12 protein-coding genes are annotated in these 13,053 nt (G+C 70.4%); 9 read left to right on the top strand and 3 right to left on the bottom strand.

Features of this window, described 5'->3' with window-relative positions:
- Positions 1 to 27: 27 nt before the first annotated feature.
- On the top strand, positions 28 to 1,407 hold the full coding sequence (hemN, locus tag DJ018_RS09915) for an oxygen-independent coproporphyrinogen III oxidase (protein WP_111514807.1): 1,380 nt from the start codon (positions 28 to 30) through the stop codon (positions 1,405 to 1,407).
- Between the two features lie 6 nt (positions 1,408 to 1,413).
- Here hemN and DJ018_RS09910 read toward each other — a convergent pair whose 3' ends face one another.
- On the bottom strand, positions 1,414 to 1,719 hold the full coding sequence (locus DJ018_RS09910; RefSeq protein ID WP_111514806.1) for a hypothetical protein: 306 nt from the start codon (positions 1,717 to 1,719) through the stop codon (positions 1,414 to 1,416).
- A 103-nt stretch (positions 1,720 to 1,822) separates the two neighbouring features.
- On the opposite strand from DJ018_RS09910, the gene DJ018_RS09905 reads away from it, so the two are divergent.
- Complete coding sequence (locus DJ018_RS09905) at positions 1,823 to 2,206, top strand: hypothetical protein (protein WP_111514805.1); 384 nt, start codon at positions 1,823 to 1,825, stop codon at positions 2,204 to 2,206.
- On the opposite strand, the gene DJ018_RS09900 is transcribed toward DJ018_RS09905, so the two are convergent.
- Positions 2,203 to 3,105: a LysR family transcriptional regulator gene (locus tag DJ018_RS09900; protein ID WP_111514804.1), complete on the bottom strand. Its 903-nt coding sequence runs from the start codon at positions 3,103 to 3,105 to the stop codon at positions 2,203 to 2,205. The genes DJ018_RS09905 and DJ018_RS09900 overlap by 4 nt on opposite strands.
- Before the next feature lie 98 nt (positions 3,106 to 3,203).
- On the opposite strand from DJ018_RS09900, the gene DJ018_RS09895 reads away from it, so the two are divergent.
- The 4 genes from DJ018_RS09895 to DJ018_RS09880 all read left to right on the top strand — a co-directional run bounded on the left by DJ018_RS09895 (position 3,204) and on the right by DJ018_RS09880 (position 6,167).
- Entirely contained in the window at positions 3,204 to 3,881 is a 678-nt protein-coding gene (locus DJ018_RS09895; RefSeq protein WP_111514803.1) for a glutathione S-transferase family protein, read from the top strand.
- Positions 3,882 to 3,888: 7 nt separating this feature from the next.
- Positions 3,889 to 4,398: an ester cyclase gene (locus tag DJ018_RS09890; RefSeq protein WP_111514802.1), complete on the top strand. Its 510-nt coding sequence runs from the start codon at positions 3,889 to 3,891 to the stop codon at positions 4,396 to 4,398.
- Positions 4,395 to 5,261: a PhzF family phenazine biosynthesis protein gene (locus tag DJ018_RS09885; RefSeq protein WP_111514801.1), complete on the top strand. Its 867-nt coding sequence runs from the start codon at positions 4,395 to 4,397 to the stop codon at positions 5,259 to 5,261. The genes DJ018_RS09890 and DJ018_RS09885 overlap by 4 nt, the downstream gene beginning before the upstream one ends.
- Positions 5,262 to 5,330: 69 nt before the next feature.
- The gene (locus DJ018_RS09880; RefSeq protein ID WP_111514800.1) at positions 5,331 to 6,167 is read left to right on the top strand and encodes a DUF1206 domain-containing protein; all 837 of its coding nucleotides are present in this window, start codon (positions 5,331 to 5,333) and stop codon (positions 6,165 to 6,167) included.
- Here DJ018_RS09880 and DJ018_RS09875 read toward each other — a convergent pair.
- Positions 6,161 to 6,469, bottom strand: a complete 309-nt coding sequence (locus DJ018_RS09875; RefSeq protein ID WP_133254260.1) for a hypothetical protein — start codon at positions 6,467 to 6,469, stop codon at positions 6,161 to 6,163. The genes DJ018_RS09880 and DJ018_RS09875 overlap by 7 nt on opposite strands.
- A 381-nt stretch (positions 6,470 to 6,850) precedes the next feature.
- Here DJ018_RS09875 and DJ018_RS09870 point away from each other — a divergent pair, with 381 nt between their 5' ends.
- From DJ018_RS09870 to DJ018_RS09860, 3 genes are all read left to right on the top strand, one after another.
- Positions 6,851 to 7,834, top strand: a complete 984-nt coding sequence (locus tag DJ018_RS09870; RefSeq protein WP_133254259.1) for an alpha/beta fold hydrolase — start codon at positions 6,851 to 6,853, stop codon at positions 7,832 to 7,834.
- Between the two features lie 238 nt (positions 7,835 to 8,072).
- Positions 8,073 to 9,557: a M48 family metalloprotease gene (locus DJ018_RS09865; protein WP_165842866.1), complete on the top strand. Its 1,485-nt coding sequence runs from the start codon at positions 8,073 to 8,075 to the stop codon at positions 9,555 to 9,557.
- A 615-nt stretch (positions 9,558 to 10,172) separates the two neighbouring features.
- A complete protein-coding gene (locus DJ018_RS09860) occupies positions 10,173 to 13,052 on the top strand; it encodes an ATP-binding protein (RefSeq protein WP_420849515.1) in 2,880 nt (959 codons plus the stop codon).
- The last annotated feature ends 1 nt before the right edge of the window (position 13,053 follow it).

Below are 13,053 nucleotides of genomic sequence, written 5' to 3'. Positions count from 1 at the left end.
CAGGCGCGGCGGCGCAAGGCTCGCGTCATGACGCTCGCCCTCGCTTCCGCGCCGCTTTCGCAAGCCCAGCTGATCGCCAAGTACGACGGCCGGGCGCCGCGCTACACCAGCTATCCCACGGCGGTTCAGTTCACCCCCGCGGTGAACGCCGCCGCCTACCGCGCCTGGCTGGCCGAGCTTGCGACGGACGATCCCGTCTCGCTCTATCTGCACATCCCCTTTTGCGCCCGGCTCTGCTGGTACTGCGGGTGCAACACCCGCGCCGTGAACCGCCACCAGCCGATCAGCGACTACGTCCAGCTCCTGCTGCAGGAGCTGTCGCTGCTCGAAGCCGCTCTGCCCGCGCGCCTCCCCGCCAACGCCGTCCACCTGGGCGGCGGCACGCCCAACATGCTGAACGCCGACGAGCTCGCCGCCATCTTCGGCGGCCTGCGTCATGTCTTCGACCTCAGCCCCGATGCCGAGATCGCCGCCGAGCTCGACCCGGCGGTTCTGACCCGCGACTGGGTCCGAGCCGCCGCCTTTCATGGCCTGAACCGCGCAAGCCTTGGGGTGCAGAACCTCGATCCCGTCGTCCAGCAGGCCGTGAACCGCAAGGAAGCCTTCGAGGAGATCGCCGCCTGCGTCGGTTGGCTGCGCGAGGCCGGCGTCCGCTCCATCAACCTCGACCTGATGTACGGCCTGCCGCACCAGACGGTGGCCAACACCCTTTCCACCCTGGACGCGATCGTCTCGCTTCGGCCTGAGCGTCTCGCCCTGTTCGGCTACGCCCACGTCCCCTGGATGAAGGCCCACCAGCAGCTGATCGCTGACGACGCCCTGCCCGGCCCCTCCGAGCGCCTGGACCAGAGCGAAGCCGCGGCCGAACGGCTGATCGCTGAGGGCTATGTGCAGATCGGCCTAGACCACTTCGCCCTGCCCGAAGACGAACTCGCGGTCGCCGCCGCCCACAAGCGCCTGCACCGCAACTTCCAGGGCTACACCACCGACGGGGCCAAGACCCTGCTGGGACTGGGCGCCTCCTCCATCGGCTCGCTGCCGCAGGGTTTCGTGCAGAACGTGGCCCAGGAGCTGGGCTGGCGGCAGGCGGTGGCGGCCGGCCAGCTGCCCATCGCCCGAGGCGTGGCGATCACCGCCGACGACCGCTTCCGCGGCGAGATCATCGAGCGGCTGATGTGCGACCTGGCCGTCGATCTCCAGGCCGTCTGCGATCGGCACGGGCGCGCGCTCGCGGACATCAGCGGGGAGGTCGCCGATCTTTGCCCCTTCGCTCGGGACGGACTTGTGGAGTGGGACGGCGCGGTTCTGCGCGTCACCGAACCCGGACGCGTTCTGGTCCGTTCGGTCGCCGCCGTGTTCGACGCCCATCTGGCGCCCGAGGCCGGGCGCCATTCCAGGACGATCTAAGGCGGCTTAGCCGGCCTTGGAGGACAGGGCGGCCGAGATGTCTTCGTGCTCGCTCGTGCGCACCACGCGCGAGACGTTCAGGCGCGTGAAGATGTGGGTCGCGCCCCGCTTGGCCGCCTTTTCCAGCGTGCCGCGCACCGCCGACAGGTCGTCGGACACGCCCGCCTGCAGCACCGAATAGCCCTCGCCCTCGGCGTCGGCTTTCACCAGCACATAGTTGCCCGCCATGGGGGAATGCGACGCGCCTTGCGGCCAAAGCCGGAAGCGGTAGGTGGCGCCCGAAGCGCCGGGAAGATCGATGAACTCTCGCATGGAAACTCTGAAACCTGTGACCGGTCGGTATTATTTCGCGATCTTGGCTGCGGCGAGGCGGCCGACCGACGCGTTATAGGAAGATCGCGACCTCAGTCATGGCATGACCGCATCCTTCGATCGCTTTCTCCGCCACCGCCCCGCCATCCACCCGAAGACCGCCCTGGGGCGAACCTTCGCAGTGACGCGCGAAACGTGGCAGCTCTCGGACGACCCCCGCACCACCCGTCCCGCTGTCGAGATCATCGCCAGCGGAAGGACGGCGTCGGAAGCGGCCGACCTCGCACGTGAGGCCGCCCTGTCCTTCGCTCAGAACGGTTACCATAAACCGGCGCGCGCGTGGTGGGGTGTTGAGGACCGGACTTTCCACAGATTTACGGTGACCGGCGCCGGGGCTCGTGTCGCAGCCGGCTCGGCCGTGGCCCTCGGCCTCGCGGGCCTGGCCGCCTTCGCCTTCCTCAAGCGCCGCAAGGGCAAGTCGCGCTAGTCGGCCCGGCCCGCGATCTCCACCCGCCGCGCGCCGATGCCCTGGCCGATCACGTCCATGAAGGCCCGCACCCGCGCCGTGCGGCGCAGGTCGGCGTGGGTCACCATCCACAGCTCGCGGTCGATGTCCCGCAGCGGCTCCGGCAGCACGCGCGCCAGCAGCGGCTCGCCGTCGCCCAGGTAGCAGGGCAGCAGCGCCAGCCCTACGCCCGCCCGGGCGGCGATCATCTGGTTGATCACGCTGTTGGTGCGGTAGGCGAAGGCGCCCTCCGGCAAGGTGCGATTCAGCCAGTCGGCGGTGTTGATCCCGCCAACCCCTTCTTCCCAGCCGATGAAGCGCTGGCGCGGCAGGTCCGCGGCCTCGATGCGCCCGGCTCCCTCCAGCAGCCTTCGCGCCCCGTAAACGCACCAGCCGATCTCGGCCACCTTGCGCCCGTGCAGGTCCGGCTCCTTGGGCCTGGCCACCCGCAGCGCCACGTCCGCCTCCCGCCGCGACAGGCTCAGCACGCGGTTGTCCACCACCAGGGTTACGTCGATGCCCGGGTGCTTCTCCCGGAACTCGGCGATCAGCGGCGTCAGGATCTTGTACCCCAGCGTCTCGGACGAGGTGACCTTCAGCGTCCCGCTTAACCGGGTGTCGGCGCCCAGCAGGTCCCGGTCGAGCGCCGCGGCCTCGCTTTCCACCCGCTCGGCCGCCGCCGTCATCCGCTCGCCCGCGGTCGTAGGCGCGTACGCGCCTGCCGGCAGGCGCTCGAACAGCCGAACCCCCAGCCGCCCCTCAAGGGCGTTCAGCCTGCGGAAGGCGGTCGAGTGCGCCACGGCGAGATCGCGCGCCGCCGAGGTCAGCGAGCCGGACCGGCTGATCGCCAGCACCAGCTTCAGGTCGTTCCAGTCGTCCATGGCTCTTGCACCGTTGCAAACGCGATTGCCATTCTTACAATTCGGCTTGCGTCACCGCCACGCCTAAGCTCCACGCATATCCTGAAAGGAGCTTCGCGATGCCCGACCTCGAACTGGTCAGCCATCACCTCTGTCCCTACGCCCAGCGCGCCGCCATCACCCTGTCCGAGAAGAACCAGCCGTTCCGGCGCACGGACATCGACCTCGCCGACAAGCCGGATTGGTTCGAAGCCATCTCGCCGCTTGGCAAGGTGCCGCTTCTGAGGGTGAACGGACGCGTGCTGTTCGAAAGCGCGCCGATCTGCGACTACCTCGACGAGACGCTGACGCCTCAGCTCCACCCGGCCGATCCGCTCGAGCGGGCCGAGCACCGCGCCTGGATCGCCTTCGCTTCCGCGACACTGGACGCCATCGGCGGCCTCTACAACGCGCCCGACCAGGCCGCCTTCGAGAGCCGGCGCGCCGACCTCGCCGGCCGCTTCGAACGGCTGGAGGAGGCGCTGGGCGACGGCCCCTTCTTCGCCGGCGCAGCCTTCTCGTTGGTGGACGCCGCCTTCGCCCCGGTCTTCCGCTACTTCGACACCTTTGAGCGCTTCACCGATGTGGCGCTCTTCGCCCATACGCCCAAGGTCCGCGCCTGGCGCCGGGCGCTCGCCGAACGTACCAGCGTCCGCGAGGCTGTCGGGGCCGACTACGGCGATCGGCTCACCCGCTTTCTTGTGGCCCGCAACAGCTGGCTTTCGCGCCTGATGGCCGACGCCGCAGCCCTCGCGTGAGGCGACCATGAACCCCGACCGCATGCTGCCCGCTCTGCTCTACACCGCAGCCCTGTTCGCCCCGGTCCCCGCCAGCGCCAGCCCGCAGGCCGTGGTCACCGGCTTTCTGGCCGAGGTGCGCTCCGGCGCTCACCCCGAGCGCGCCGACCGCTACTTCGCCCCGCAGGTGCAGGCGCACCAGATGACCTCCGAAGGCGAGAGCACAGTCGTCCGCACGCCCGCCGAATATGCCGACCATGTGCGCGAGTTCCTCGCCCTCTTCGGTGCCTTCCACTTCGAGGTCACTGAAACCCTGGCGGCCGGCGACAAGGTCTATGTGCGCTGGCGCCAGCAGGGCCGGCACCTTGGGTCCGTGTTCGGCGAGCGGCCCACCGAGACGCCCCTGACCGAGATCTCCTCCGCCGTTTATCGCGTCGAGCGCGGCCGCATCGTAGAGTACTGGATCCAGACCGATCGCAAGGGTCTGGAGATCCAGATCGACCGGGCCGAGCCACTGCCCTGGGAGCATGGGCTGTGAGCGGCCGCGAGATCGAGCTGCTGCAGGTCGCGGCCTTCACCTCGGGCGGCGCTGGCGGAAACCCAGCCGGCCTCGTGCTGGGCGCCGACGGCCTTTCCACATCCGACAAGCAAGCCCTCGCGTCGCGCGCGGGCCTCTCTGAGACAGCGTTCATCTCTCGCTCAGAGGTCGCCACACTGAAGCTGGAGTTCTTCACTCCCACCCGCCAGATCGCCCACTGCGGCCACGCCACCATCGCCGCCTTCGGCTATCTCGGCGCCTCCGGCCGCCTGCCCGCCGGCCGGCATACCAAGGAGACGATTGACGGCCTGCGTGAGGTGTTCGTGGACGGCGGCCGCGCGGCCATGCAGCAGCGCCCGCCCGTCTATGACGACGTCGACGCCGCCGAGATGCTGTCCGCCCTAGGGCTCACGCCGTCCCAGGTCGACCGCAGGTTCGCGCCCGTCCGCGTCGACACCGGCAACGGCTTCGTCCTGGTCGGCCTGAACGCTCCCGACGACCTGACCGGCGTCACGCCTGACCTGGCCGCTCTCCACGACCTCAGCGAGTTGCACGACTTGGTTGGCGTCTATGTCTTCGCCCTGACGCCGGACAGCGCGACCGCCGCCACCACCCGCATGTTCGCACCCCGCTATGGCATCGCCGAGGAAGCGGCCACCGGCATGGCCGCCGGTCCGCTCGGCTGTCTCCTCAACGACCGCGGCCTCGCGGGCGCCTCCACGCTGATCGAGCAGGGGCGCTTCATGCACCCGCCCTCCCCCAGCCGCCTGCAGGTGGATCTGACGGTGCGTGACGGCCGCATCCAGGACGTCCGCGTCTCGGGCGAGGCCCAGCTCACCGGCGCCACGCGCCTGCGCCTCTAGCCGGAGCCTTGTGCGGAACGAAGCTGTGCTCGCCGTCTTCTTAGGTCCGGTTCGAAGGAGTGGCCTGAGATGAACGCGGTGGTGCGTTTCGAGACCTTCACGCGCCTGGGGTTCGCCGCCCGCGGCGTGCTCTACCTGCTGATCGCCTATCTCGCCATCAGGGCGGGCCGTGACGCCGGCAGCTCGGACGTGCTGCGATCCTTGGCTGACGGCCCTGCTCGCCTGCTGCTCGGCCTGATCGCCCTCGGTCTTCTGGCCTACGGGGCCTGGCGCTGCCTGGATGCGGCGGAAGACCTGGAAGGCGCCGGAAGCGGCGCCAAAGGCGCGGTCAGCCGGCTCGGCCACGCCTTGAGCGGCGGCGCCCATATCCTGCTTGGTTTGCTGGCCGCGGGCCTCGCCATCGGTCTCGTGGGCCAGGGCGGCGGCGGAGAGGGCGCGGACCGTGCGGCAGGCTTCGCCCTGGACCTCCCGGGCGGCAGCCTGCTCCTGCGCCTGGTGGCGGCGGCCTTCGTGGTCGGCGGCTTCGCCCAGGCCTGGAGCGCCTACAAGCTGGAGTTCCTGAAGCAGCTGGACGGCCGCGCCGCCCAGCGCGCCTGGGTGAAATGGTCCGGGCGGCTGGGCTACGCCGCACGTGGCGCGGTGTTCGTGATGATCGGCCTGCTGCTGTGGCGAGCCGCGAGCGCTCAGGACCCGGGCGCCGCCGGCGGAGTCGGCGAGGCGCTGGGCGCCTTCTCCGGAACCGTCCACGTCCTGGTCGCCGCCGGCCTTGGCCTGTTCGGCGTCTTCAGCCTCGTGCAGGCCCTCTATCGCCGGATCACCAATCCGCAGGTGGTGCAGCGCCTCGAGCGTTCGCGCGGCCCGGCCCGCGCGCCGGTCACCTCTCCAGCGGCCCGCCGCCGCTACTGAGCGCCGGGGCCCGGGGCGCGCTCGGCCACCTCGCCGGCGCCATCCCTCATCGAGATCTGGACCTTGTGCGTCGCCAACTCGGCGCGCAGCATCGGCGCGACCCGTCCCTCCAACGCAGCGCCTAAGTCCGCGGCCAGCTGCACATCGGGCGGGACCACGTCATAGGCGCGGAACACCAGGGCGTCTTTGTCACCCCGTAAGGCGAGCACATAGCCAAGCGGCTTGGCGGGCGTTGTGGCGGACACGGTCTTGATGTCCGGAACTGTCATCAGGAAGAACAGCTCCGCCTTGCGATCGCTCATGGGCATGATCCTGGGCGCGCCCGGATCCGCGGTCCCAAGCACCTTCACAAGCCTCTTGCCATTCTGCAGCCTCGCCACCTCGCACGTGCTTTTGATGCGCTTCAGGTTCTTGGGCGTACGGCTCCATCGTGATGAGCATGCCCGCCATCGCCAGCAAACCGGCCGCACGCTCTGGCGCCGCTCGGGTGGTGAAGGCCGTGGCCTGGGGCCCTTGCGGCAGACACGCAGCCCACGCGTTGGAGCCAAGGCTCCAGGCCGCCACCATCGCCAGTCCGGCTGCGCCAATCCGCATGCGAGTTCCTCCGCTCCCCGAAGCTCGCAGAACTCGCGCAGGTTGCAAGGCGCAAGGTCAGGCGGCCGGCTTCGCCAGCTAAGCCGGTTGTGAGCCCGTGCCGAGCCCTCTACGACATCGGCATGCGCATTCTGCTCGCCCTTGTGCTGATGCTCGTCGCGACGTGGGGCGCGGCCGCGGCGGCGGCCGAGGCGGCCAGCCAGCTGAACAAGCCCCGCGGGACCGCGGTCGACATCGGCGGCCGGCGGTTGCGGCTGGTGTGCGAGGGCCCGCGCACCCAGGCGCCGACCATCTGGCTGGAGTCAGGCGCCTTCAGCGGCGCGGCGGACTTCGCCGCGACCCAGCAGGCGTTGACCGAGCGGGGCTTGCGCTCCTGCGCCTATGACCGCGCCGGCATGGGCTATTCCGATCCCGGCCCCAAGCCGCGCGACGGCGAGGCCATCGTCGGCGACCTCGAGAAGCTGATCGCCGCGTCGGGCGAGCCGGGTCCCTTCGTGCTGACCGGCCACTCCATGGCTGGCCTCTACATGCGGCTGTTCGCGTCCCGCAATCCGCAGCAGGTGGCGGGACTTGTGTTCCTCGACGCCGCCATGCCGGAGATGATCGAGGCTCCTGGCGCGCAGGCCTTCATCGACCGGTTCACCACCATGGCGCGCCTGGGCGCCGTGGCCGGGACGCTGGGCCTGACCAAGCCCTTCTACCTGTTCGGCGACCGCATTGGCCTGCCCCCGGCCGGCAAGGTGGAGAAGCGCCACGGGTTCATCTCCGGGCGCCAGAGCCGCGCCGCTCTGGCCGAGGTGCAAAGCTGGCGAGCCGCCGCCCGCCAAGCGGCCGCGGCAGGCCCCCTCAACCCCCAGTGGCCGGTCGCCGTAGTCACCGCCGGGCCAAGGTCGCCCGATCGCGCCGCCTGGGACACGGCCCGGCAAGCCCCCGCGACAGCTTCAAGGGCCGGCTTCATCGACAACATCGACGCCGCCGACCACCGCACCATGCTGGGCCTGACCCACGCCGGCCGCATCGTGGCCGCCATCGAGCGCGTGCTCGCCGCACGTCAGCAGAAGGACGGCGCCTGACGGCCAGGCCTCCGTCCGCCCACGCCCTCGTCCCTCATCCGTCCGTCGCAAGCTGATCCGTACGCTCACGCGATAACGCGCCCGCTGCCAAGTCGCCGACGAGCCGGCGAAAGATGGCACGGAGGCCGGCAAGCAGCCACGCCTGTCCGCGCAGATCTGCGCAAGCTGAAGCATGCTGCTGCGGCAGGAACCTTGGCCAGACGCATGGGTTCTTGGCGCGGAAACTGTCGAGGTTTGCATGTCGTTCGTCGTCCGCCGGGGCCGCCTTGGCCGCCTTGTTTCCTGCGCCTCCGCGATCGCGCTGCTGGCCGCCGCGCCAGCGTCCCTGGCCCAAGCGCCGCTTTGGCAGAACGGCCCGCCCGCCTCAGCCTCCCAAGGGGTCCCGCGCGAGCACCTTGCCGTGGTGGAAGGCGCCGGCGGCCTGTACGACGGCCCGGTCGCGGCCTACGTCAGCCAGGTCGGCGCGCGGGTGGCGAGGGCCGCTGGGCGCAGCGGCTGCGCCTTCCACGTTCTCAACAGCGACGTGGTGAACGCCTTCACCTCTCCGCCGGGGTGCCACGTCTACGTGACGCGCGGTCTTCTGACCCTGATCAACACGGAGGATGAGCTGGCCTCGGTGCTCGGCCACGAGGTCGGCCACGTCGCCGCCAACCACGCCGGACGGCGCCAGCAACGGTCGGTGGTGACCGGCATCGGCGCCCTCGTCCTGGGCGCCCTGACGCGCTCGGCCAACGTCGCGCAGATCGCCAGCCAGGCGGGCCAGTTGAGCGTGCTCAGCTATTCGCGGCAGCAGGAGTTCGAAGCCGACGGGCTGGGCGTCCGCTACCTCGCGCAGGGCGGCTATTCCCCCTACGGCCTGGTGGACATGCTGGGGGCTCTCCAGCGGGAAGACCAGTTCGACGCCGCCCGACGCGGCCGCCAAGGGCAGGAAACCGCCGCCTGGGCGCGAACCCACCCGCTGACCGGCGACCGCATCGCCCGCGCCCTGCAGTCGGCGCGCCAGGCGGGTCCGCCGCCGACCGATGCGACCGCCGCGGCAGGCCGGGACGCCTACCTCCGCCAGATCGACGGCATGCTCTATGGCGACGACCCCGAGCAGGGCTTCGTGGAGGACCGGCGCTTCACCCATCCGGTGCTGCGGATCGGCTTCGAGGCGCCCTCCGGGTTCACCCTCACCAACGGCGCGACAGCGGTCGGCATCGAGGGACCGGAAGGCGCCAAGGGGCAGTTCTCGGCCGGATCGCTGAGCGGCGACCTCGAACGCTACGCCTACGACGTCCTGCGGCGGACGGTGGGGCAAGCGCCGGCCCAGCTGGGAGCTTCGGAGCGCACGCGCATCGGCGGCTTCGACGCCGTGGTCCTGCCGGCGCGGGCGCAGTCGGGCTCGCGCGTCCTGGACGTGGTGGTGGCCGCCTACGCCGACGGTTCGGGCCGGGCCTACCACTTCGTCACCCTGTCGCCGGCCGGCCGGGCGCAGATCTGGGATCCGGTGATCGGCTCTCTCCACCGCCTGTCGCCGCAGGAGCTCGCCGCCGCTCAGCCCAAGCGGGTGGAAGTCGTCGTCGTTCGGCCTGGGGACACGGTTCAGACCCTCAGCCAGCGCATGGCCTTCGACGACTACCGGCTCGAGCGCTTCCTGATGATCAACGGCCTGCAGCCTGCCGATCCCCTCCGCCCGGGCCAGCCCGTGAAGCTCGTCACCACCTCCCGCCGCGGGCGGTAAGCCCGGATCGAGCACGCGAGCGCGCGGGGCTGCAGCACCTCCGCCGGGCCCCTTCACGCCAGTCTCCGGTACGCTTGCCTCTAAGGATGCCGACGTGAGAGACACGGTCAACGAGGGGAAGGTCGGGGGGCCTGCTGCTCGTCATGAGCGAGCCTGATGAACCTGACGCCTCCCCTGGCCGACGCCGCCGCCCATCGCCTTTTCGCAGGCCCCGGCTTCATGCGGGAGCTTTGCCGTGTCCATGACTGGGCGGCGACGCCGCTCGGTCCGCCCGAGCTGTGGGACCAGAGCCTGCGGGCCACCGTCAAGACGCTGCTGACGTCCCGCTATCCCATGATCCTGATCTGGGGTGAGGACCTCATTCAGATCTACAACGACGCCTACTCCTACCTCATCGGCGACAAGCATCCCGAGGCGCTGGGGATCGACATCCGCATCACCTTGGCGGAGGCCTGGGCCACGCTGGGTCCGATGATCGAAGAGGTGATGCGCACCGGGATCGCCAACTGGGTGCCGGCCCAGCAGCTGGTGCTCAATCGCTCCGGCTATCCGGAAGAGTCCTACTTCAGCCTGTCTCACGCGCCGGCGGAGAACGACGCCGGCGAGATCGTAGGCATGCTGTGCGTCTGCAGCGAGGTGACCCAGCAGGTCGTCGGCGACCGCCGGCTCAAGCTGCTGCGGCAAGTGGCTGAAGCGGCGACCGACAAGCTGAGCGTGGAGGCGACCTGCGCGGCCGTCGCCGAGGCGCTCGAGGGCGCGTTTGACGTGCCGTTCGCCACCTTGCGCCTGCGCGACGGCGAAGAGCTCCGCCTCGCCGCCGGCGTCGGGCTGCCGGCCGAAGGCGCCGCCGCGGACCGCGTGAACATCGCGCAGGCGCCGGCCTGGATTCAGGCGGCGGCGAGCGGGCGGATGACCACCTTCTCCGACGTGCAGGACTACTTCCCGGCTCGGGGCGGCCCCTGGGGCCACGCTGTCACCGACGGCGTCGCCATTCCGCTGACGGCCGCACCAGGCCAGCCGCCGCTCGGCGTCCTGACCGCCGGCCTCAATCCGAACCGCGAGCTGGACGAAGATTACCAGACCTTTTTCCAGCTCCTGGCGGCCCAGGTCGCCACCGCGGTGCGCAATGCCCGGGTGTTCGAGGAGGAGCGCGCCCGCGCTGAAGCTCTGGCCGAGCTCGACCGGGCCAAGACCCAGTTCTTCTCCAATGTCAGCCACGAGTTCCGCACGCCCCTGACACTGATGCTCGGGCCGCTGGAGGACCTGCTGTCGCTGCCGCCTGCGGAGTTGCCGGCGCGCCGCACCGACCTTGCGCTCGTCCATCGCAACGCCATGCGGCTGCTGAAGCTCGTCAACACCCTGCTCGATTTCTCGCGCGTCGAAGCCGGCCGCACCAGCGCCCGCTTCGTGCCCACCGATGTCGCGCAGGTGACCGAGGATCTGGCCAGCACCTTCCGCTCGGCCGTGGAGCGCGCCGGCCTCGCCTATCGGGTGGAGGTCGCCCCCCCGTCCGAGCCGCTCTTCCTTGACCGAGACATGTGGGAGAAGGTCGTCCTCAACCTGATCTCCAACGCCTTCAAGCACACCTTCAAGGGCGAGATCTCCGTCCGCCTCCGGCCGCTGCCCGGCTCGGTCGAGCTCACCGTCGCCGACACGGGCGTCGGCATTCCCAGCGACGAGCTGCCGAAGATCTTCGACCGTTTTCATCGGGTGGAAGGCGCCGCGTCCCGCTCCCATGAAGGCTCCGGCATCGGCCTGGCTCTGGTCAAGGAGCTGGTGCGCCTCCATGGCGGCGAGGTCGCCGTCGAGAGCACGCCTGGCCAGGGGACCAGCTTCCGGGTCTCGATCCCGACCGGCTCGGCTCACCTGCCAGCCACCCAGGCCCGCGCAGACGATCGCGCCTCCACCCAGATCGCCGCCGCGGCCTATGTGGAGGAAGCGCTCCACTGGTCGCAGGACGAGGTCGCTCCCGTCGGCTCGGACGCGACGCCGCGCGCCCGGCTGCTCCTTGCGGACGACAATGCCGACATGCGGGCCTATGTCGCCCGCCTGCTCGGCCACCAGCACGAGGTGATCCTGGCCCGAGACGGGGAAGAGGCGTTCCGGCTTGCTCTGGCCGAAGAACCCGACCTCATCCTAACCGACATCATGATGCCCAAGGTGGACGGCTTCGAACTGCTGCGCCGCGTGCGCGCTGAGCCGGCCCTGAAGCGAGCCCCGGTGATCTTCCTGTCGGCGCGCGCGGGCGAGGAAGCCAAGGTCCAGGGCTTGGAGGCCGGGGCAGACGATTATCTGGTGAAGCCCTTCAGCGCGGCGGAGCTGCTGGCTCGCGTCAGCGTCAATCTCGAGCTCGCCCGCATGAGGCGAGCGGCGGCGGAGGCCGAACACCAGGCCCAGAAGATGGAAGCGATCGGCCAGCTGACCGGCGGGGTCGCCCACGACTTCAACAACCTCCTCATGGCCATCACCGGCAGCCTCGATCTCGCCCTTCGGCGCGTGGAGGACGACCGGGTCCTGCGCTTGCTGCGCAATGCAGCGATCGCGGCCGACCGCGGCGCGACGCTCACCAAACAGCTGCTGGCCTTCGCCCGCCGCATGCCTTTGGCGGTCCGGGCCGTGGACGCCAACAGCCTGATCGCCCGCATGTCGGAGCTGCTCCACCGCACGCTTGGCGGCCAGGTCGCCGTCTCCACCCACCTCGCCCGCAATCTGCCGCCGGTGCTGGCCGACGAGACCCAGTTGGAGCTGGTGCTCTTCAATCTGGCGGTGAACGCACGCGACGCCATGCCGGGCGGCGGGGCCCTGGTCATCAGCACCGAGGCGCTGGCTCCGGGCGCTGGGCCGCAGGAGCTCGCCAGCGAAAGGCTGGTCTGCGTGACGGTGAGCGACACCGGCCAAGGGATGAGCGAAGACGTCCTGGCGCGCGCCTTCGAGCCCTTCTTCACCACAAAGGAAGTCGGAAAAGGCACGGGCCTCGGCCTGAGCCAGGTTTACGGCGTCATCAGCGCGCTGGGCGGCGCGATCCGGATCGAGAGCGCGCCTGGCAAGGGGGCCTCGGTCCACCTGTACCTGAGGGTCTCCGACCAAGCCGCCAGCCACCCGCCGGAGCAGACGGATGGCGAGCCGCTGGGCGCCCGCCGGCTCGTGCTCCTGGTCGACGACGACCACCAGGTCCGCGCGACGGCCGCCGAAATGCTGCGCGAGCTCGGACATGAGGTTGTGGAGGCCGCATCCGGCGAGGAGGCGCTGCAGAAGGTCGCAAGCGGACTGTCGCCGGATCTGCTGCTCGTCGACTACGCGATGCCGGGAATGAACGGCGCGCAGGTCGCCGACCGGGTCCGGCAGATGCGCCCGCAGGTGCAGGTGCTGTTCGCGACCGGCTATGCCTCCGGCGCGGCCCTGAGCCAAGAACGTGCGCAGGGCATGGTGGTCGAAAAGCCCTTCAGCCTCGACGCCCTTCGGCGCGCCCTCAGCCCGGAAGGCGCCAAGCTCTAGA

Origin of the sequence: Phenylobacterium deserti, assembly GCF_003254705.1 — a bacterium.
Taxonomy (GTDB): domain Bacteria; phylum Pseudomonadota; class Alphaproteobacteria; order Caulobacterales; family Caulobacteraceae; genus Phenylobacterium; species Phenylobacterium deserti.
Note: the sequence above shows the minus strand (reverse complement) of the source record. Positions and strands in the feature narration are given on the sequence as shown.